At 71.7% G+C, this 19,452-nt stretch carries 18 protein-coding genes and 2 tRNA genes; 15 read left to right on the top strand and 5 right to left on the bottom strand.

All coding sequences use genetic code 11. The features are described 5' to 3' along the window. The first annotated feature begins 21 nt into the window (after nucleotides 1-21). The 8 genes from gyrA (at nucleotide 22) to EDD39_RS06625 (ending at nucleotide 7,173) form a co-directional block, all read left to right on the top strand. Nucleotides 22-2,622 (top strand): DNA gyrase subunit A, encoded by a 2,601-nt coding sequence (gyrA, locus tag EDD39_RS06660; RefSeq protein WP_425269652.1) that lies wholly within the window; start codon nucleotides 22-24, stop codon nucleotides 2,620-2,622. Between the two features lie 148 nt (nucleotides 2,623-2,770). Further along, nucleotides 2,771-3,409, top strand: a complete 639-nt coding sequence (locus EDD39_RS06655; RefSeq protein ID WP_123553968.1) for a DUF3566 domain-containing protein — start codon at nucleotides 2,771-2,773, stop codon at nucleotides 3,407-3,409. A gap of 223 nt (nucleotides 3,410-3,632) precedes the next feature. Further along, nucleotides 3,633-5,006 carry an SAM-dependent methyltransferase gene (locus EDD39_RS06650; protein ID WP_123553966.1) on the top strand — a complete coding sequence of 458 codons (1,374 nt, stop codon included), beginning with the start codon at nucleotides 3,633-3,635 and terminating at the stop codon, nucleotides 5,004-5,006. A 16-nt stretch (nucleotides 5,007-5,022) separates the two neighbouring features. Beyond that, nucleotides 5,023-5,096, top strand: a tRNA-Ile gene (locus EDD39_RS06645). 284 nt (nucleotides 5,097-5,380) lie between these two features. Next, the gene (locus EDD39_RS39375) at nucleotides 5,381-6,304 is read left to right on the top strand and encodes an endonuclease/exonuclease/phosphatase family protein (protein WP_162869956.1); all 924 of its coding nucleotides are present in this window, start codon (nucleotides 5,381-5,383) and stop codon (nucleotides 6,302-6,304) included. An 86-nt stretch (nucleotides 6,305-6,390) separates the two neighbouring features. Continuing rightward, nucleotides 6,391-6,762 (top strand): DUF6191 domain-containing protein, encoded by a 372-nt coding sequence (locus EDD39_RS06635; RefSeq protein WP_341869144.1) that lies wholly within the window; start codon nucleotides 6,391-6,393, stop codon nucleotides 6,760-6,762. 100 nt (nucleotides 6,763-6,862) lie between these two features. Then, complete coding sequence (locus tag EDD39_RS40680; RefSeq protein WP_014137031.1) at nucleotides 6,863-6,991, top strand: DLW-39 family protein; 129 nt, start codon at nucleotides 6,863-6,865, stop codon at nucleotides 6,989-6,991. Between the two features lie 109 nt (nucleotides 6,992-7,100). Further along, nucleotides 7,101-7,173 (top strand) — tRNA-Ala (locus EDD39_RS06625). Between the two features lie 97 nt (nucleotides 7,174-7,270). Here the strand turns inward: EDD39_RS06625 and EDD39_RS06620 are convergent. Beyond that, on the bottom strand, nucleotides 7,271-8,131 hold the full coding sequence (locus EDD39_RS06620; RefSeq protein WP_123553961.1) for a DUF5324 family protein: 861 nt from the start codon (nucleotides 8,129-8,131) through the stop codon (nucleotides 7,271-7,273). Nucleotides 8,132-8,297: 166 nt separating this feature from the next. Between EDD39_RS06620 and EDD39_RS06615 the strand changes: the two genes are divergently transcribed. Both EDD39_RS06615 and EDD39_RS06610 read left to right on the top strand, forming a co-directional pair. Then, nucleotides 8,298-8,825 (top strand): peptidylprolyl isomerase, encoded by a 528-nt coding sequence (locus tag EDD39_RS06615; RefSeq protein ID WP_123553959.1) that lies wholly within the window; start codon nucleotides 8,298-8,300, stop codon nucleotides 8,823-8,825. A gap of 132 nt (nucleotides 8,826-8,957) precedes the next feature. After that, the gene (locus EDD39_RS06610) at nucleotides 8,958-9,857 is read left to right on the top strand and encodes a rhomboid family intramembrane serine protease (RefSeq protein WP_123553957.1); all 900 of its coding nucleotides are present in this window, start codon (nucleotides 8,958-8,960) and stop codon (nucleotides 9,855-9,857) included. 252 nt (nucleotides 9,858-10,109) lie between these two features. Here EDD39_RS06610 and crgA read toward each other — a convergent pair whose 3' ends face one another. After that, nucleotides 10,110-10,367 (bottom strand): cell division protein CrgA, encoded by a 258-nt coding sequence (gene crgA, locus EDD39_RS06605; protein ID WP_030457655.1) that lies wholly within the window; start codon nucleotides 10,365-10,367, stop codon nucleotides 10,110-10,112. A 155-nt stretch (nucleotides 10,368-10,522) separates the two neighbouring features. Here crgA and EDD39_RS06600 point away from each other — a divergent pair, with 155 nt between their 5' ends. The 5 genes from EDD39_RS06600 to EDD39_RS06585 all read left to right on the top strand — a co-directional run bounded on the left by EDD39_RS06600 (nucleotide 10,523) and on the right by EDD39_RS06585 (nucleotide 14,071). Beyond that, nucleotides 10,523-11,293, top strand: coding sequence for a DUF881 domain-containing protein (locus tag EDD39_RS06600; protein ID WP_425269651.1), 771 nt, complete (start codon nucleotides 10,523-10,525; stop codon nucleotides 11,291-11,293). A 168-nt stretch (nucleotides 11,294-11,461) separates the two neighbouring features. Next, nucleotides 11,462-11,632, top strand: coding sequence for a hypothetical protein (locus EDD39_RS39370; protein WP_014137037.1), 171 nt, complete (start codon nucleotides 11,462-11,464; stop codon nucleotides 11,630-11,632). A gap of 58 nt (nucleotides 11,633-11,690) precedes the next feature. Then, nucleotides 11,691-12,353 carry an aminodeoxychorismate/anthranilate synthase component II gene (locus EDD39_RS06595; protein ID WP_030457657.1) on the top strand — a complete coding sequence of 221 codons (663 nt, stop codon included), beginning with the start codon at nucleotides 11,691-11,693 and terminating at the stop codon, nucleotides 12,351-12,353. A gap of 5 nt (nucleotides 12,354-12,358) precedes the next feature. Continuing rightward, nucleotides 12,359-13,318: a class E sortase gene (locus EDD39_RS06590; protein ID WP_123553955.1), complete on the top strand. Its 960-nt coding sequence runs from the start codon at nucleotides 12,359-12,361 to the stop codon at nucleotides 13,316-13,318. Between the two features lie 18 nt (nucleotides 13,319-13,336). Then, nucleotides 13,337-14,071, top strand: a complete 735-nt coding sequence (locus EDD39_RS06585; RefSeq protein ID WP_123553953.1) for a class E sortase — start codon at nucleotides 13,337-13,339, stop codon at nucleotides 14,069-14,071. 79 nt (nucleotides 14,072-14,150) lie between these two features. On the opposite strand, the gene pknB is transcribed toward EDD39_RS06585, so the two are convergent. From pknB to EDD39_RS06570, 3 genes are all read right to left on the bottom strand, one after another. Then, on the bottom strand, nucleotides 14,151-16,187 hold the full coding sequence (gene pknB, locus EDD39_RS06580) for a Stk1 family PASTA domain-containing Ser/Thr kinase (RefSeq protein ID WP_123553951.1): 2,037 nt from the start codon (nucleotides 16,185-16,187) through the stop codon (nucleotides 14,151-14,153). A 282-nt stretch (nucleotides 16,188-16,469) separates the two neighbouring features. Beyond that, a complete protein-coding gene (locus EDD39_RS06575) occupies nucleotides 16,470-17,927 on the bottom strand; it encodes a peptidoglycan D,D-transpeptidase FtsI family protein (protein ID WP_123553949.1) in 1,458 nt (485 codons plus the stop codon). Next, nucleotides 17,924-19,429 carry an FtsW/RodA/SpoVE family cell cycle protein gene (locus tag EDD39_RS06570; RefSeq protein WP_123553947.1) on the bottom strand — a complete coding sequence of 502 codons (1,506 nt, stop codon included), beginning with the start codon at nucleotides 19,427-19,429 and terminating at the stop codon, nucleotides 17,924-17,926. The genes EDD39_RS06575 and EDD39_RS06570 overlap by 4 nt, the downstream gene beginning before the upstream one ends. Nucleotides 19,430-19,452: the final 23 nt, after the last annotated feature.

The following is a 19,452-nucleotide window of genomic DNA, read 5'->3' as shown; positions in this document are numbered from 1 at the left end:
TTGAAAGGAAACTGACCACCAGTGGTCGACGACAACCGTCCCGACGGCGGCGAACAGCCCGAGGACAGCACCACCCCCGCCCAGATCGGCAACCGGGTCGAGCTCATCGAGCTCGAGACCGAGATGCAGCGCTCCTACCTCGACTACGCGATGAGCGTCATCGTCTCGCGCGCCCTGCCCGAGGTCCGCGACGGCCTCAAGCCGGTGCACCGCCGGGTGCTCTACGCGATGTACGACGGCGGCTACCGGCCCGAGAAGGGCTACTACAAGTGCGCCCGCGTGGTCGGCGACGTGATGGGCAACTACCACCCGCACGGCGACACCTCGATCTACGACACCCTGGTCCGCCTCGCCCAGACCTGGTCGATGCGGATGCCGCTGGTCGACGGCAACGGCAACTTCGGCTCCCCGGGCAACGACCCGGCCGCGGCGATGCGCTACACCGAGTGCAAGATGATGCCGCTGGCGATGGAGATGATGCGCGACATCGACGAGGAGACCGTCGACTTCGCCGCCAACTACGACGGCCGGCAGCAGGAGCCGACCGTCCTGCCCTCGCGGATCCCCAACCTGCTGGTCAACGGCGCCACCGGCATCGCGGTCGGCATGGCCACCAACATCCCGCCGCACAACCTGCGCGAGGTCGCCTCCGGCGCGCTCTGGGCGCTGGAGCACCCCGAGGCGTCCAACGAGGAGCTGCTCGAGGCCCTGATCGAGCGGATCAAGGCCCCCGACTTCCCGACCGGCGCGCTGATCGTCGGCCGCCGCGGCATCGAGGAGGCCTACCGCACCGGCCGCGGCTCGATCACCATGCGCGCGGTGGTCGAGGTCGAGGAGATCCAGGGCCGCCAGTGCCTGGTGATCACCGAGCTGCCGTTCCAGGTCAACCCGGACAACCTCGCCCTGAAGATCGCCGACCTGGTCAAGGACGGCCGGATCGCCGGCATCGCCGACGTCCGCGACGAGTCCTCCTCGCGCACCGGCCAGCGCCTGGTCATCGTGCTCAAGCGGGACGCGGTCGCCAAGGTCGTGCTCAACAACCTGTACAAGCACACCGACCTGCAGACCAACTTCGGCGCCAACATGCTGGCCCTGGTCGACGGCGTGCCGCGCACCCTCTCGCTGGACGCCTTCATCCGGCACTGGGTCGCCCACCAGATCGAGGTCATCGTCCGCCGGACCACCTTCCGGCTGCGCAAGGCCGAGGAGCGCGCGCACATCCTGCGCGCCCTGCTCAAGGCGCTCGACCAGATCGACGCCGTGATCGCCCTGATCCGCGCCTCGGAGAGCGCCGACGCCGCCCGCACCGGCCTGATGCAGCTGCTCGCCATCGACGAGCTGCAGGCCAACGCCATCCTCGAGATGCAGCTGCGCCGCCTGGCCGCCCTGGAGAGCGCCCGCATCCTCAGCGAGCACGACGAGCTCCAGGCCAAGATCAACGAGTACAACGCGATCCTCGCCTCGCCCGCCCGGCAGCGCGAGATCGTCTCCGAGGAGCTCACCGCGATCGTCGAGAAGTACGGCGACGAGCGGCGCTCCACCCTGATCCCCTCCGACGGCGACCTCTCGATCGAGGACCTCATCGCCGAGGAGGACATCGTGGTCACCATCACCCGCGGCGGCTACGTCAAGCGCACCCGCTCCGACCTCTACCGCTCGCAGAAGCGCGGCGGCAAGGGCGTGCGCGGCGCGCAGCTGAAGCAGGACGACCTCGTCGACCACTTCTTCGTGACCACCACCCACAACTGGATCCTGTTCTTCACCAACAAGGGCCGGGTCTACCGCGCCAAGGGCTACGAGCTCCCCGACGCCGGCCGCGACGCCCGCGGCCAGCACGTCGCCAACCTGCTGGCCTTCCAGCCGGAGGAGCACATCACCCAGGTGATGGCCGTGCGCACCTACGAGGACAAGCCGTACCTGGTCCTCGCCACCCGCGGCGGCCTGGTCAAGAAGTCCCCGCTCAAGGACTACGACTCCCCGCGCTCCGGCGGCCTGATCGCCATCAACCTCCGCCAGGACGAGGAGGGCCGGGACGACGAGCTGATCGGCGCCGAGCTGGTCTCCGCCGACGACGACCTGCTGCTGATCTCCAGGAAGGCCCAGTCGATCCGCTTCAAGGCCACCGACGAGGCACTGCGCCCGATGAGCCGGGCCACCTCCGGAGTGAAGGGCATGTCCTTCCGCGAGGACGACGAACTGCTCTCGATGAACGTGGTGCGGCCCGGCACCTACGTCTTCACCGCCACCGACGGCGGGTACGCGAAGCGGACCTCGGTTGACGAGTACCGTGTCCAGGGACGCGGTGGTTTCGGTATCAAGGCGGCGAAGATCGTCGAGGGCCGGGGCTCGCTGGTCGGCGCACTGGTCGTCGAGGAGACCGACGAGATCATGGCCATCACGCTGTCCGGCGGCGTGATCCGGACCAGGGTTTCCGAGGTGCGTGAAACCGGACGTGACACCATGGGCGTCCAACTGATCAACCTCGGAAAGCGCGACGCGGTGGTGGGCATGGCCCGCAACGCGGAGGCCGACGAGGAGGAGGGCGCGGACGAGACCGTCGACGGGACGGAGTCCGCGGCCGCCACCGAGCAGGACGCGAACGGCGCGCCCGACCAGGGCTGACGCACGGACGCGCACCGTGGTGCCCGCCCCGCCGCACCGGCGGGGCGGGCACCACGGCTGACCGCGGGCCACCGGGGCCCGCGGTGCAGGAGCACAACACGGACCAGGACGGTGCGATCGCCCTGGCGGACGGTTCGGGAGGACCACGGTGAGCGGAGCCACGGGTGCTGGAGGTGCCACGGGCGGCCTGGCGGGCGGGCCGGGCGGAACCGCCCAGCAGTCCTACGGGGGCCAGACCCCGCCCCCGCCGAGCGCCCCGCCCACCGCGGGCGGCGGCTTCTCCCAGCCCACCACCTACGTCAAGGGCCAGCCCACCCCGCCGCGCGGCACCCGCGTCCCCGGCACCCCCGGGCAGTCCGGCGGCCAGTCCCGCCGCCCCGGCCCGTCCGCCGGCGGTGGCGGCACCGGCCGGACCCGCAAGGCCCGGCTGCGGATCACCAAGGCCGACCCGTGGTCGGTGATGAAGGTCAGCTTCCTGCTCTCGCTGGCCATCGGCGTGATCATCATCGTGGCCGCCGCGGTGCTCTGGATGACCCTCGACGGCCTCGGCGTCTTCTCCTCGCTGAGCGGCACCCTGAAGGACGTCACCGGCAGCGGCTCCGACAGCTCCAGCGCCTTCAACCTGATGGACTACATCGGGTTCGGCAAGGTGATGCTCTTCACCGTCCTGATCGCGCTGGTCGACATCGTCCTGATGACCGCCCTGGCCACCCTCGCCGCGTTCATCTACAACTCCGCGGCGGGCTTCACCGGCGGCATCGAGCTGACCCTCGCCGAAGAGGACTGACCCGGCGTCAGCAAAGCGGAATTCCCGGGGCCCCGGAGGCTGTTGAAGCTTCCGGGGCCCTTCGCCGTCCCCGGCGCAATCGGGTGACCGCCCGGCACGCCGGGATTGGCGGTCCGGCCCGCAGTGCACAGATGGAAGAACGGGAACGGTCAGCGGGCCGCCCGGCCGCTTCCGGCGGTCACCGGGCGTCCCGGACGGGATACGACTGGTCGGAAGGTCCGTCATGGCGCAGCACGCACAGCAACTGGTCGGCGCGGTCGAAGGATTGATCGGGCGCCCGATCCCCCTGCGGATCCGCGCCCGGGACGGCTCCGAGGCCGGCCCCGCCGGCGCTCCCACCGTCGTCCTGCGCAACCGCCGCGCCCTGCGCCGCCTGCTCTGGGCCCCCGGCGAGCTCGGCCTGGCCCGCGCCTACGTCGCCGGGGACCTCGAACTCGCCCCCGACACCGACCTGTACGAGGTGCTGGCCGCCGTCGCCTCCTTCGCCGAGGACCCGAACGCCCCCCGTCCGCGGCTCGGCCCCCGCCAGTACCTCGGCGCTCCCGGCCGCCGGCTGCTCGCCACCGCCCTGCGGCAGGGCGTCGTCGGCCCGAACCCGGTGCCCCCGCCCGAGGAGGTCGGGAACCGCCGCGGCCGACTGCACAGCCGCCGCCGGGACCGCGCCGCGATCAGCCACCACTACGACGTCGGCAACGACTTCTACCGGCTCGTCCTCGGCTCCAGCATGGTCTACTCGTGCGCCTACTGGGAGCCCGCCGCCAAGAGCCTGGAGGACGCCCAGGCCGCCAAGCTCGACCTGATCTGCCGCAAGCTCGGCCTGCGCCCCGGCATGCGCCTGCTGGACGTCGGCTGCGGCTGGGGCTCCCTGGTCCTGCACGCCGCCCGCCACTACGGCGTCGAGGCGGTCGGCGTCTCCATCTCCACCGAGCAGGTCGCACTGGCCCGGCAGCGGGCCGCGGAGGCCGGTCTCGCCGACCGGATCGACATCCGGCTCCAGGACTACCGGGAGATCCCCGACGGCCCCTTCGACGCCGTCTCCAGCGTCGGCATGGCCGAGCACGTCGGCTCGGCCCAGTACCTGGTCTACGCCCGCCACCTGTACGACCTGCTGGCTCCCGGCGGCCGCCTGCTCAACCACCAGATCGCCCGCCGCCCGCTGCCCCCCGGCGAGGTCTACCGGCTCTCCCCCTTCATCGACCGCTACGTCTTCCCCGACGGCGAGCTCTCCCCCGTCGGCACCACGGTCTCCCGGCTGGAGCAGGCCGGCTTCGAGGTCCGCGACGTCGAGGCCCTGCGCGAGCACTACGGCCGCACCCTGCGCGAGTGGGTCGCCAACCTGGAGGCGCACTGGCCGGAGGCCGTCGCCCTGGTCGGCCGCGGCCGGGCCCGGGTCTGGCGCCTCTACATGGCCGCCTCCGCCGTCTCCTTCGAGCAGAACCACATCGGCATCAACCAGGTCCTCGCCGTCCGCCCCACCCCCGCGGGCGCCTCCGGCCTCCCCCCGACCCGCCCGCAGTGGCTCGCCGAGGCCGCTGAGCAGCACCGTCCGGAGGCGGCCCGGGATACGGATTTGGGAGATCGGCCGTCGGTCCGCTAATCTTTCAGTGCGGCAAGGGCCTATAGCTCAGACGGTTAGAGCGCTTCCCTGATAAGGAAGAGGCCACAGGTTCAAGTCCTGTTAGGCCCACCGGCGCGAAGGCCCCGATCACCTGGTGATCGGGGCCTTCGACGTGTTCCGCCCCGTAACCTCCGGCCCGCCCGCTCGTTGGGCCCGGTGCGCAGAGGCAACACAGGGTGAGCTGACTCGAAACTGATGTGAAGTCGGGGATAGCCGGGCGACAGAACCGGCCATTGGGTGACGTGGGACGTAACGCGACCTCTGCTCCGGCCGGCGGATGATCCGGCCCCGCCCGCCCCGGGCTCCCGGGCGGTTCCCACGTCATGTCTTCATTCACCCTGTGAGGCACTCCCATGTCCATGGAAGCCGCGCTGCTCGAATCCAGGACGCTCCGAAGCGGCCTGTGCGAGCGCACCGAAGTCCTCGACGAGGTCAAGGCCCTCGTCCTGCTGCCCGACGGGCTGTACGTCACCACGCGGATGGTGGCGGACTACTTCGAGGTCGGCGAGAAGGTCATCTACAACTTGCTCCGGCGTCACCGCGAGGAGTTGAAGAGCAACGGGTTCACCGTTCTCAAGCCTGTGGATAACCCCGAGAACCAGACCTTCAAAATGAAGGTCTGGCAGGTCAGCGGTACCGAAGGAGGTGATGGAGCCCCCTACGGTCCCACCCCGCCTGTGGATAACTCCTACGGCCGTCCCCAGGGCGGTGGCAACGGCGTCGCCCTCTACTCCCGGCGGGCGGTCCTGAACGTGGCGATGCTGCTGCGGGACAGCGAGGTGGCCCGGCAGGTGCGGGGCCGGTTGCTGGACGCGGTGGAGGCGGCGGCGCGGCCGGTGGTGGAACCGCCGGTGGTGCACACGTTCCGGGCGCGGCCGTGGCGGCGGTGGAGCGAGCTGCGGTGGGACGAGCACGAGGCGGGTCGGCGGGATCCGGGGGTGGAGGCCTGGCGGCGGCGGATCGACGGGCTGGAGCCGTTCGGGCCGTACCGGGTGGGGGAGTACGAGCCGGTGGTGCCGCCGTACGCGGAGGAGCCGGACTTCGTGTTCACCGCGGAGGACCTGCCGGGGCTGGTCTCGGGGCTGGCGGTGTCGGTCGGGTCGGTGGAACGGCGGCTCGACGCGCAGGGGGTGCTGATCACCGCGATCGGTGAGCGGATCGCTCGGCAGGAGGAGCGGTTGGAGGTGGTGGACGTCCGGCTGGACGCCCTGGTCGAGGACGTCGGGGCGATCCGCCGGGACGTGGCCCGCCTGCGGGGCCGGCGGCGCCGGAAGTAACCGCCGGCGGGAGGGCCCGGACGCGTCGCCGGAGGGAACGGCGGCGCGTCCGGGCGCGTTGGCGGGGTGTGGGGTTCTTCTGGGGGATGAGCCTGCCGGGTCTGGTCTGCGCGCTGGTGGTGCTGGCGTTCGTGGACCAGCTCGCGCTGCGGGCGCGCCGGAGCCGCTGGGTGCCCTGGCGGGGGACGGGCCGGGAGGGGCAGGTCTCGGCGACCGGGTTCGAGCAGTTGCACGCCCAGTTCGCGGCCGGGAAGCAGGCCGAGCTGGAGCAGCGGAGGACCACGCTGATGCTCCGGGACGAGGAGGGCGAGGGCGCTCCGCCGCGCTCGACGGTGGATCTGGAGGGCGGAGTGGCGGTGATCCTCGCCGGGGATCCGCGATCGGACGATCCTACTGATGCTGGGGCGTCAAAGCCGGTGGCGGATCGGTCGGTTGGCGGTGGCGGGGGCCGCTCTTGAACGGGTTACCGGTGTGTATCATCGGCCCCAGGGCGGTCTGCACCCTGGCCGCTGGTTCGTGCTCCTACATCCAAGCAAGCAAGAAGGACGAGGTCCCGCGGTGAAGAAGCTTCTCCTGGTCGCCCTGGTCGCCCTCGGCGGCTTCTTTGTCTACCGTCAGGTCCAGGCGGACCGTGCCGAGCAGGACTTGTGGACCGAGGCGACCGACCCGGTCCCCGCCGGCCGCTGAGCGCCGACTGTCGAGTCTTCTCGGACCGGCCCGCGGAGCACGGGCCGCGGCCGGTCCGAAACCCGCGTGGTCGGCTGCCCGGGAGCGGGTAGGCTATCCCCCGTTGCTCGGGGCCTTAGCTCAGTTGGTAGAGCGCTGTCTTTGCATGGCAGATGTCAGGGGTTCGACTCCCCTAGGCTCCACAGTCGCCGAACGGCCCCCGACCTGGGGAAACCAGGTCGGGGGCCGTTCGCATGTCCGGAAGGGTCCCGCACGTTCTCCGCACCGGGCCCGACGGGCTCAGTGCGGCTTGCGCGGGTCGTGCGGCTTCGGGCGGTCGTCGTCGGCGACGGGCCCGGCCTCCGGCCGCGGGGCGGTGGTGGGCTCCTCGCGGGGGACGGAGCCGTTGACCGTGGCCCCGCCGACCGGGCCGCCGACGGCGCTGCCGGGGGTGGGCGGGGTGTCGGAGGGGGCCGCGGGGGCGACGGGTTCCGGGGCGGCCGGGGCCGGGGGCTCGGTGAGCCACTCCGGGTTGTTCTGCTTGCGGTACCACTGCCAGGCCAGCATGCCGGTGCCGACGGCCAGCGTGCCGGCCACCGCGAGGCCGGTGGCCCAGCCGTTGCGGTGCTGCTTCTTGGCGTTCTTCGCGGCCAGCGCGCCGATCTCGGCGGCGCTGACGTTGCCCTGCAGGGCGGTGACCGCCGCGGCGCCGCGGGTCTGCGCCTCCTGGGCGATCGGGGTGACGCTGTCCTTGGCGGCCTGGAAGGTCTCGGCCACCTTGGGGAGCACGGTGGCCCTGGCCTGCCCGGCGGCCTGGCCGGCCGACAGCTTGGCGGCCAGCGCGGCCTCCTGGGCCCGGTGGGCGGCCCGGAGGGCGGCCTTCTGGGTCTCCGGCGGGAGGCTGGAGAAGGCGTGCTCCAGGTGCGGGGCGACGTGCTTGGCGTACTGCACCCGGGCGGCCTGCGCGGCCTGGCCCGCTCCGGCCTTGGCCTGTGCGCTGGCGGTCGCGGCCTTCGGGCCGAGTGCCTCCAGCTTCGGGCCGAGGGCCTGCCTGGCCCCCTCCGCGTAGTGCAGGGCGGTCTCCTTGGCGGAGACGGCGTAGGGCGCGACGGCGTCCTTCGCCCGTCCGGCGGTCTCACGCGCGGTGTCCGTACGGCTCACGGGCTTCTCCTTCTCGGCGGGTGTCCGGCGTTGTCCGGTATGCACCTTTCCACCTGATAGGAGATCATGCATCGCGCTCGGCCGCCGGGCACCTTCGGCTGAGCCGTCTGCGGGCCACGTGGGATGATTCCTCGGATAGTCAGGTAAAAGTTAGGAAGGTACTGCCGTGGCCGAGGAACTCACCGCCACTCTGAAGACCAACCACGGTGACATCGTGGTCAAGCTCTTCCCGAACCACGCGCCGAAGACCGTCGCCAACTTCGTCGAGCTGGCCGAGGGCACCCGCGAGTGGAAGAACCCGGAGACCGGCGAGCTGGCCGCCAAGCCGCTGTACGACGGCACGGTCTTCCACCGGGTCATCGAGGGCTTCATGATCCAGGGCGGCGACCCGCTGGGCAACGGCACCGGCGGCCCGGGCTACAAGTTCGCCGACGAGTTCCACCCGGACCTCTCGTTCGACCGCCCGTACCTGCTGGCCATGGCCAACGCCGGCCCGGGCACCAACGGCTCGCAGTTCTTCATCACGGTCGCCCCGACCAGCTGGCTGAACCGCAAGCACAGCATCTTCGGCGAGGTCGTCGACCCGGCCGGCCAGAAGGTCGTGGACGCGATCGCGACCACCGCCACCACCAAGCCGTACGACCGGCCGGTCCAGGACGTGGTGATCCAGCAGGTCGTCATCTCGCGCGGCTGATCCGCACCCCGCCGCCCCGCGGGGCGGTGCCCGCGCGATCCCGCGCGCAGTAGCCTGGGCGGTCCCGGCGGTGCCCCGTTCTCTCGACGGAGGCGGCGCCGGGACCGTTTTCGTCGAGGAGGGACAGCGCCGATGCATCCGGAGGAGCCCGTGCGGCCGACGCCGGCGGACGGCCAGGGGAGCGGGTTGCCCGGGTGCCACCGGCACCCCGAGCGGGAGACCGGGGTGGGCTGCACCCGGTGCGGTCGCCCGATCTGCCCGGAGTGCATGGTGCCCGCCTCGGTGGGCTTCCAGTGCCCGGACTGCGTGCGCGGTGAGGCCGCGCAGCAGGCCCGGCAGCGGCCCCGGACCACGGCCGGCGCGCTGGTGGCGCTCGGCGACGGGGCGCTGGTCACCAAGGTGCTGATCGGGATCAACCTGTTGGTGTTCCTGCTCACCGAGTACGTCGACCAGGTCTGGCAGATCCGGCTGGGGATGGGCAGCGGGGCGGACGCCTTCGGCACCCGGATCGGCGTGGCGGCCGGTCCGGCCGAGTGGTACCGGCTGGTCAGCGGGATGTTCGTGCACGCCGGGGTGATGCACATCCTGATGAACATGTTCTCGCTCTGGGTGCTCGGCCCCCAGCTGGAACGGGTGCTGGGCCGGTGGCGCTTCCTGGCCCTCTACCTGCTGTCGGGGGTGGCGGGCAACGCGTTCGGCTACCTGCTGGACGGGGCGGACATGTTCTCGGTCGGCGCCTCCGGGGCGATCTTCGGCCTGCTGGGCGCCACCGCGGTGCTGTTCCGGGTCAACCGGGTGCCGATGCAGCCGGTGATCGCGCTGCTGGTGGTCAACCTGGTGCTCACCTTCACGCTGAACAACATCGACTGGCGCGCGCACCTCGGCGGGCTGGTGGCCGGCGTCGCCATCGGGGCCGGGATGATGTACGCCCCGCGGGGGCGTCGGAGCCTGGTGCAGGGGCTGGCGCTGGGCGGGGCGGTGGCGGCGATCCTGCTGATGCTGCTGATCGGGACGGCCCGGCTGCCCGGGTGAGGTTGTGCACAGTCGGCGGGCGCCGGAGCGCGCCCGCCGATTGGATTTCCCGGCTCTACGCGCGTTATGCTGCCGCGTTGCGAGTTATCCACAGGCTGGGCGGAGTTTTCCCCAGTGTGGACAACCCTGTGGATAAACGTTCGGACACTCCGTCACCGACCGGGCCCGGGCAGCACGGACACCGCCCCGGCGGGTGGGCCGGAGCGGTGCGGGTGGATCAGGCCGGAGCCCGGCGGGCGGGCGGTGCCGGCGTCACTTCCACTGCGTGGAGACCGCGAAACCCGCCGCGATGAAAGTGAAGCCGGCCAGGATGTTCCAGTTGCCCCAGCTGTGGACCGGCCACGAGCTGTTGGTCACGTAGTAGGTGACGATCCAGATCAGGCCGATCAGGAAGAACGCCAGCATCAGCGGTGCCACCCAGCTCCGGCTGCCGGAACTGATCTTCACGGCCGTCGCGGTGCTCGGAGGCGGCGTGTAGTCGGCCTTCTTGCGGAGTCGAGACTTCGGCACGAGGGGTTCTCCTGTCGATGCGCTGTGACCGCGCGGGTGGGTCAGCGTGGGCGGGCGGCGAATGGTCGGGCCGGTCCGTACGGTTGGTCCTCCGCACATGCCACCGGCGTCCGTTAGCGTAGTGGCTCGCCGGGTCGTAAGGAGATAAGGGTACGGTGCCTGATTCCACGATTTCTTCGCCGTCCCGGTCTTCGCGGCCCCGTCGTGGGCGAATTGTCGGACGTGCCCTGACCTGCACCGTCTTCGCGCTCGCCGGGCTGCTGTTCTACGTCAGCGCGCAGACCGCGCACGGCACCGACCTGCGCACCGACAACTCGCTGCTGAAGCTCAGCGACGTCATACAGCAGCGCTCCACCCAGAACCAGCAGCTGTCGGAGCAGGTCTCGGCGGACCGGGACCGGGCCGACCGGCTGGCCCGGCAGCAGGGGCAGAGCCCGGACGACGCGGCCAGGCTGGCCGAGCTGCAGCGGGCCGCCGGGCTGGACCCGCTGCGCGGCCCCGGGCTGACCGTCACCCTGGACGACGCCCCGCCGAATGCCACCGCGCGGATCCCGGGCGTCCCCGAACCCGGCGTCAACGACCTGGTGATCCACCAGCAGGACATCCAGGCCGTGGTGAACGCCCTGTGGCGGGGCGGCGCCGAGGGCGTCCAGGTGATGGACCAGCGGCTGATCTCCACCAGCGCGGTGCGCTGCGTCGGCAACACCCTGCTGCTGCAGGGCCGGGTCTACTCGCCGCCGTACGTGATCCGCGCGGTGGGGAAGACCGACGCGCTGCGCTCCGCGGTGGACGCCGACCCGACCATCCGCAACTACCTGGGCTACGTGACCGCCTACGGGCTGGGCTGGAAGGTCCAGGAGAGCGGCGAGCTGACCCTGCCCGGGTACACCGGCTCCGCCGACCTGCGCTCCGCGACCACCCCCTGATCCCGGCCGGTTCCGGACCGCTCCGGCCAGGAGCGGTCCGCGACCCGGGCAGGAACCGGCCGGAACCCGCCCAGGACCGGACCGGGACCGGCCTGTTGCGCCGATACCCCCCTGGGCCGGGCGGACGGGCGTCTACGCTTGTGCAGACCCGAATCACCGAGGAGCACCATGTACGGCTGGATCTGGCGGCATCTCCCGGGCCCCGCGCCGGTTCGTGCGCTGATCGCCCTGCTGCTCGTCCTCGGGGTGGTCTACGTCCTGTTCCAGTACGTCTTCCCGTGGGCCGAGCCGCTGCTCCCCTTCGGGAACGTGACGGTGGACCAGGGCGCCGGCGGCTGAGAACGGCGCCGTTCCGCCTCCGTCCGTCCCCCGACGCACCCGTACCCCAGGAGTAGCGATGACCTCCGCCGGCCGAGCGCCCCGGATCCTCGTGGTCGACAACTACGACAGCTTCGTCTTCAACATCGTCCAGTACCTGTACCAGCTGGGCGCGGTCTGCGAGGTGGTCCGCAACGACGAGCTGACCGTGGCCGACGCCCGGCCGCGGGCGGGGGAGGAGGGCTACGACGGGGTGCTGCTCTCCCCCGGGCCCGGCACGCCCGAGGAGGCCGGGGTGTGCGTGGAGATGGTGCACCACTGCGCGGCGGCCGGACTGCCGCTGTTCGGGGTGTGCCTGGGCCTGCAGTCGATCGCGGTGGCGCACGGCGCGGTGGTCGGGCGGGCGCCCGAGCTGCTGCACGGCAAGACCTCGCCGGTGCTGCACGAGGACGGCGGCGTGTTCGAGGGCCTGCCCTCGCCGCTGATCGCCACCCGCTACCACTCGCTGGCGGTCGACCCGGCCACCGTGCCCGCCGAGCTGGTGGTCACCTCGCGCACCGACAGCGGCGTGATCATGGGCCTGCGGCACCGCGAACTCCCGATCGAGGGCGTCCAGTTCCACCCGGAGTCGGTGCTCACCGAGGGCGGCCACCGGATGCTCGCCAACTGGCTCGCCGAGTGCGGCTTCCCGGAGGCGGTGGGCCGCTCGGCCGGCCTCGCCCCGGTCATCGGCCGGAGCTGACGCCGGTGGCCGCGGTGCGCCCGGAGGGGGGCGTCCCCGAGGAGCTCGGGGATCCGGAGGACTGGAGCGTCTACGAGGCCCCGGCCGAGCAGACCCTGAAACTGCGGCTCCCGGCCGCCCGTCCGGCCGAGCCGGCGGCCCGGCCGGACGGCGGCCGGGCGGCCCGCGGCCGGGCCGGGGGAGGGCCGGCCGGCCTGCGCGCCCCGGGCACCGGGCGCCGCCGGGCCACCGGGCGGGCCGCCGGGCCGCGGCCGCCGCGCCCGAAGGAGCGCAGGCGGGTGGTGCTGGCCCGGCTGGTGGGGGAGCTGTTCATCACGCTGGGCGCGGTGATGCTGCTGTTCGTCTCGTACCAGCTGTGGTGGACCAACGTGCTGGCCGACCGGGACGCCGGGGCCGCCAGCAGCAAGCTGGAGCAGCAGTGGGCCCAGCAGCCGGCCCCGCCGGTCGGCGGGGGCACCGCGCCCGCCCCGCAGCCCACCGCGTTCCAGCCCGGGCAGGGATTCGCCATCATCCACATCCCGAAGCTCGGCCTGGACTACCCGATCGCCGAGGGCACCGACAAGCAGAAGGTGCTCGACCACGGCCTGGTGGGCCACTACGCGGGCACCGCGATGCCGGCCGACCAGGCGGGCAACTTCGCCGTCGCCGCGCACCGCACCACGCACGGGCAGCCGTTCCGGAAGATCGGCCAGCTGGTGCCGGGCGACAGGATCGTGGTGGAGACCGCGACGGCGTACTACACGTACGAGGTGGCCGGCGGCATTCCGGAGACCCCGCCGAGCAACGTGACGGTGCTCCAACCCGTCCCGAAGGGCTCGCCGTTCACCGCGCCGGGGCGCTACCTCACCATGACGACATGCACGCCGGAGTTCAGTGCCCGGGGAAGGCTGATCGTGTTTGGCAAGATGGTCGAGGAACGGCCGAGGAGCCAGGGCCAGCCGGAGGCGCTGACCGGGCAACACTGAGCAGCGAGGCACGGCACCATGGGCACAGCCATGCGGGGCGGGCGCGGGCGGCGCGGACGGACGGCGGGGGTCCTGGGGCTGCTGGGGGAGCTGCTGATCACCCTGGGGCTGGTGCTGGCGCTGTTCGTCGGGTACTCGCTGTGGTGGACGGACGTGGTGGCCGACCGGGCCGCCGGGCAGGCGGCGGGCCGGCTGCGGCAGACCTGGAGCGTCCCGGCGGCGCCCCCGGCCGCCGGTGCCGCCGCCGCGCCGGTGCCGCAGTACGGGGCGGGGGACGGCGTCGGCTTCCTGCACGTGCCGGCCTTCGGCCGGGGCAACCAGACGCTGATCCGGATGGGCACCACCGCGGAGGTGCTCGACGAGGGCGTGGCCGGGGTCTACGAGGAGCCGTACCGCTCGGCGATGCCGTGGGACGCCGAGGGCAACTTCACGCTGGCGGCGCACCGGGACGGGCACGGCGCCAAGTTCCACGACCTGGACAAGCTGGTCGCGGGCGACCCGGTGGTGGTGGAGACCAGGGACGCCTGGTACGTCTACCGGGTCGCCGGGACGCTGCCGCAGACCTCCAAGTACGACGTGGGCGTGGTGGCGCCCGTCCCCGAGGGCTCGCCGTTCACCGGCCCGGGCCGCTACCTGACGCTGACCACCTGCACGCCGGTGTACACCTCCCGCTACCGGATGGCGGTCTGGGCCCAGCTGGTCCGGGTCGACCCGGTGGACGCGCAGCGCACCCCGCCGCCCGAGCTGCGCTGACCGGGGCCCGCGACGGCCGAGGGGCCGCACCGTTCGCGCAGAACGGTGCGGCCCCTCGGCCGTCGCTGCGGCCGTGGCGCTACGGCTTCGGGCCGTCGGTGGACTTGTTCGACGGCTGGACGAACAGGGTGACCCGGTCGCCGGGGCTGAGCGGGTTGCCCGCCGGGACGCTGGTGTTGACCACGGTGCCGTTGGGGTCCTGCGAGTTGGCGAGGGCGTAGGTCAGCCCGAGCTTGGTGAGCTGGGTGATCGCGTCGCTGACCTTGACGTTCTGCAGCGGCGGCATCGTCACCTTGTCGGCCTGCTTGCCCACCACGAGGGTCACCTGGCCGCCCTGCTTGAGCTGGCCGTTCTTCGGGGTCTGGTCGAGGACCTGGCCCACCTGGGTGCTGTCGGTGACGGGCTTGGTGGTGATCGTGTAGTTGAGCTTGGCCTCGGTGAGGGCCTGGGTGGCCTCGTCCTGGGCCTTGCCGATCACGTTCGGCACGCTGACCTTCTGCTGGCCGGAGGAGACCGTCAGGGTGACCGTGGCTCCCGGCGCGGCCTTGCCGCTGACGTCCTGCGAGATGACCTTGTCCTGGTCGATCTTGTCGTCGTTGGCGTAGGTGATCTTGACGTCGAAGCCCTTGTCCTTCAGGGCCTTGGTCGCCTCGTCCTTGCCCTTGCCGGAGACGTCCGGGACGTCCGTCTGGGGCGCCACCGAGGACACGTGCACGGTGATCGTGCCGTCGCTGGCCATCTGGCCGGCCGCGGCCGGCTCCTGAGTGCAGACCTGGTCCTTCTGGACCTTCTGGTCGGCGCAGGTGGCGGCCGGGGCGCCGGAGACCACCTTGAGGGTGGCGCTCTGCGCCTTCGCGGCGTTCTCCGCGTCGGCCAGGGTCATCCCGACCAGGTTCGGGACGTTGGTCTTCCCGGCACCCTTGTCGCCGGTCTTCACCATGGACTGCACCACGAAGAACGCGCCGACCAGGACCAGCACCGCCGCGACGGCGAGCACGATCCAGGAGGTGTTGTTCTTCTTCGGCGGGTCCTCGCGCCGTCGGCTGCCGCGACCCTCGTAGCCGCCGTCGTCCCCGCCGCCGTAGCCGTTGTCCTGGTAGCCGCCGTACGGGGCGGGCTGCTGGTTGCCGACCGGCGGCAGCACGGTGGTCGGGCCGCCGCCCTGCTGGGGCAGCACGTTGGTCTGGCCGTACGGGTCGTACTGCCCGCCGCCCTGGTCGTAGCCGTAGCCGGCCGCGCCCATGCCGTAGGCCGCCTGCTGGGCGGCGGCGACCGGCAGGCCGTCGAGGAAGCGCTCGATGTCGTCGCGCATCTCGTCGGCGGACTGGTAGCGGTAGTCGCGCTCCTTGGCCAGCGCCTTGAGTACGATCGCGTCGATCTCGGGGCGCACCTCGGGGTCGTACGAGGACGGCGGGGCGGGCTCCTCGCGGACGTGCTGGTAGGCCACCGCGACCGGCGAGTCGCCGATGAACGGCGGCCGGACGGTCAGCAGTTCGTACAGCAGGCAGCCGGTGGAGTACAGGTCGGAGCGGGCGTCGACGGTCTCGCCCTTGGCCTGCTCGGGGGAGAGGTACTGGGCGGTGCCGATGACCGCGGAGGTCTGGGTCATCGTCATGCCGGCGTCACCCATCGCACGGGCGATGCCGAAGTCCATCACCTTGACGTTGCCCTGCCGGGTCAGCATCACGTTGGCGGGCTTGATGTCGCGGTGCACGATGCCGGCCCGGTGCGAGTACTCCAGGGCCTGCAGGATGCCGATGGTCATCTCCAGCGCCCGCTCGGGCAGCAGCCGCCGCCCGGTGTGCAGCAGTTCGCGCAGGGTGGAGCCCTCGACGTACTCCATGACGATGTACGGGATGGAGATCCCGTCGATGTAGTCCTCGCCGGTGTCGTAGACCGCGACGATGGCCGGGTGGTTGAGCGAGGCCGCGGACTGCGCCTCGCGGCGGAAGCGGGCCTGGAAGGAGGGGTCGCGGGCCATGTCGGTGCGGAGGGTCTTCACGGCCACGGTACGGCCGAGCCTGGTGTCGTGGCCGAGGTACACCTCGGCCATGCCACCGCGTCCGAGGACGCCGCCGAGCTCGTACCTGCCGCCTAGGCGACGAGGCTCTTCCATATCTCCGACCCTCTCCCCCACCGGTCGGTGAGGATGTGACGTAGGTGTCCCCGCACGCTCTCTTCGGACGCGCCGGCCGCCGCCGCGGTTCCACGGCCCCGGCCCCGGTCTTCCGGCTGCGGGTACACCCGCTGCTGGCGGATACGCTACCGGGCGAACCTGAGCGGACCGGTGCGGATCGTCAGCCGAGACCAGACCGGTACCGATCAGGACCGTCCCATTGTGACAATTCCGGCCGCCGATCGAGGATCGGCGGCCGGAATGTGACACAGCTGACCGGACCTACTTGCCCAGCGCCGCCTGCATCATCGACTTGGCGATCGGCGCCGCGATCGAGCCGCCGGAGATCTCCGAGCTCTGCGCCGCGCCGTCCTCGACCACCACCGCCACCGCGACCTGCTTGCCGCCGGAGTCCTTCGCGTAGGAGACGAACCAGGCGAACGGCTTGCCCGCGTTGTCCTGGCCGTGCTGCGCGGTGCCGGTCTTGCCGCCGACCGTCACGCCCGGGATGGCCGCCCGCTTGCCGGTGCCGCCGCTCACCACGGCCTCCATCAGCTGCTGGAGCTTCTGCGCGGTCTCCGGCGAGACGGCCTGGCTCAGCTGGTGCTCGGAGTGGGTGGAGATGGCGTTGCCCGCCGAGCCCTCCTGGGAGACCAGGTACGGCTGCATCAGCGAGCCGTTGTTGGCGATCGCCGCCGCCACCATGGCCATCTGCAGCGGGGTGGCCCGGGTGTCGTGCTGGCCGATGGCGTCCATCGCGGTGCCGTCGGGGGAGGAGCCGCTGGGGTAGTAGCTGGCGGCGGCCCGGATCGGGACGTCCACCTTGTCGTTGTTGAAACCGAACTTCTCGGCCTGCGAGCGCAGCGCGTCCTTGCCGAGCTCGGCGCCGATCTTGCCGAACACCGTGTTGCACGAGATGGCCATCGCCGAGGCGAGGGTGGCGTTCGTGCAGGGCTCGTCGGGGCTGTCGTTGACCAGCGGGGTGCTGGTGCCCGGCAGGATGTACGTCTCCGGGGTGTCGGTGGTGTCCGTGGGGTTCTTGAACTTGCCGGTCTCGAACGCGGTCGCCGCGGTGACCAGCTTGAACGTCGAACCGGGCGGGTAGGTCTGGCGCAGCGCCCGGTTCAGCATCGGCTGGTTCGGGTCGTTCTGCAGCGCCGTCCAGGCCTCGGAGTCGCTGTTGCCGCCGCCCGCGAAGGTGCCCGGGTCGTAGGACGGGGTGGAGACCAGCGCCAGGATCGCCCCGGTGCGCGGGTCGATCGCCACCGCGGCGCCCTTCCGGTTGCCCAGGCCCTCGAAGCCGGCCTTCTGCACCTTCGGGTCGATGGTGGTGACCACGTCGCCGCCCTGCTTGGGCTTGCCGGTCAGCATGTCCAGGGTGTTGCGGAAGAACAGCCGGGAGTCGGTGCCGGACAGCACCGGGTCCTCCAGCTTCTCCAGCTGGCTGGCGTCGAAGATCTGCGAGGAGTAGCCGGTGACCGGCGCGTACATCGGCCCGTCCACCCAGGAGCGCTTGTACTTGTAGCGCAGGCCGTCGACGAAGTCGGACTTGGTGACGGGCTGCCCGCCGACGATGATGTTGCCGCGCGGGTAGGCGTACCGGTCGTACTTCACCCGGTCGTTGTGCGGGTTGCTCGCCCAGGCCGAGGCCTGCACGCCCTGCACCCAGTTCACCCGGACCATCAGCGCCAGCACCAGGACCAGGCAGAAGATCGACACCCGGCGGATCGGCTTGTTCACGAGGACGCTCCCCTGCTCTGGTCCGGCGTGCCGTACCCGGGCGGCCCGTACCGGTCGGGACCGGCCGGCTCCGGGATGGTCGGGACCGGCTCGGGGGTCGGTTCGGCGGCCGGGCGGCGGGCGGTGTCGCTGATCTTCATCAGGACGGCGATCAGCGCCCAGTTGGCCACCACCGAGGAACCGCCCTGGGCCAGGAACGGCATGGTCATGCCGGTCAGCGGGATCAGGCCGGTGACCCCGCCCGCGACCACGAACACCTGGAGCGCGAACGCCGAGCTCAGGCCGACCGCGAGCAGCTTGCCGAACGGGTCGCGGGCCGCCAGCGCGGTGCGCAGGCCGCGCTGCACCACCAGGCCGTAGACCAGGAAGACCGCCATCAGGCCGGTCAGGCCCAGCTCCTCGCCGAACGAGCCGAGGATGAAGTCGCTCTTCGCCGCGAACTGGATCAGCCAGCTGCGGCCCTGCCCCAGGCCGGTGCCGACGGTGCCGCCGGAGCCCAGCGACATCAGGGTCTGGCCGATCTGCTCCGAGGACTCCTTGGGCGGGTGCGGCCCGAACGCCGCCATCGGGTCCAGCCAGGCGTTGATGCGGGTCTTCACGTGCCGCTCGCTGGTGGCGACCACCGCGGCGCCGCCGAAGGACATCAGCAGACCGAAGACGATCCAGCTGGTCCGCTCGGTGGCCACGTACAGCATCACCACGAACAGGCCGAAGAACAGGAAGGAGGTGCCGAGGTCGGTCTCGAACACCAGGATCAGGATCGACAGCAGCCAGACCACCACGATCGGCCCGAGGTCGCGGCCGCGCGGCAGGTACAGGCCCATGAACTTGCGGCTGGCCAGCGCCAGGGCGTCCTTCTTCACCATCAGGAAGCCGGCGAAGAAGATGGTCAGGATGATCTTGGCGAACTCGCCGGGCTGGATCGAGAAGGAGCCGAAGCGGATCCAGATCTTCGCGCCGAAGTCCTCGGCCCGGGACGGGAAGAAGGCCGGCGCGGCCAGCAGCACCAGCGCCAGCACCATCGAGATGTAGGTGTAGCGCTGCAGGATCCGGTGGTCCTTGAGCAGCAGCATCACGCCGACGAACAGCCCGATGCCCAGGCCCGACCACATCAGCTGGTTGGTGGTCGCCGGGAAGTTGTTGCGCAGCAGCTTGCCGGCCTTGTCGAGCCGCCAGAGCATCACCAGGCCCAGCCCGTTCAGCAGCGTCGCCAGCGGCAGCAGCAGCGGGTCGGCGTACGGGGCGAACCGGCGCACCGCCAGGTGCGCGGCGCCGGCCAGCACGCCCAGGCCCAGGCCGTAGGCCAGGATGTTGGCGGGCAGCGTGCCGTCCATCGCCAGCCCCACGTTGGCGTACCCGAACATCGGGATGGCCACCGCGAAGGCCAGCATCAGCAGCTCGGTGTTGCGCCGGTTCGGCACGGCGTCCGGGGAGGTCCGGCCGGCGGCCCGCCGCCGCCCGGCGGCGGGCGTGCGGCCGCCGCTCACGTCGAAGGTGCTCATGCCTGTGTGAAACCCCCCGGGTT

Origin of the sequence: Kitasatospora cineracea (assembly GCF_003751605.1) — a bacterium.
GTDB lineage: Bacteria > Actinomycetota > Actinomycetes > Streptomycetales > Streptomycetaceae > Kitasatospora > Kitasatospora cineracea.
The sequence above is the reverse complement of the archived record's forward strand: the minus strand, read 5'-3'. Positions and strand labels throughout refer to the sequence as shown.

Bases quoted from the DNA above. Each gene is read 5' to 3' on its own strand.
- EDD39_RS06610 (WP_123553957.1), top strand. From the start codon at position 8,958: ATGCATCCGGAGGAGCCCGTGCGGCCGACGCCGGCGGACGGCCAGGGG.
- EDD39_RS06595 (WP_030457657.1), top strand. From the start codon at position 11,691: ATGACCTCCGCCGGCCGAGCGCCCCGGATCCTCGTGGTCGACAACTAC.
- EDD39_RS06635 (WP_341869144.1), top strand. From the start codon at position 6,391: ATGAGCCTGCCGGGTCTGGTCTGCGCGCTGGTGGTGCTGGCGTTCGTG.
- EDD39_RS06650 (WP_123553966.1), top strand. From the start codon at position 3,633: ATGGCGCAGCACGCACAGCAACTGGTCGGCGCGGTCGAAGGATTGATC.
- EDD39_RS39370 (WP_014137037.1), top strand. From the start codon at position 11,462: ATGTACGGCTGGATCTGGCGGCATCTCCCGGGCCCCGCGCCGGTTCGT.
- pknB (WP_123553951.1), bottom strand. From the start codon at position 16,187: ATGGAAGAGCCTCGTCGCCTAGGCGGCAGGTACGAGCTCGGCGGCGTC.
- EDD39_RS06585 (WP_123553953.1), top strand. From the start codon at position 13,337: ATGGGCACAGCCATGCGGGGCGGGCGCGGGCGGCGCGGACGGACGGCG.
- EDD39_RS39375 (WP_162869956.1), top strand. From the start codon at position 5,381: ATGTCCATGGAAGCCGCGCTGCTCGAATCCAGGACGCTCCGAAGCGGC.
- EDD39_RS06570 (WP_123553947.1), bottom strand. From the start codon at position 19,429: ATGAGCACCTTCGACGTGAGCGGCGGCCGCACGCCCGCCGCCGGGCGG.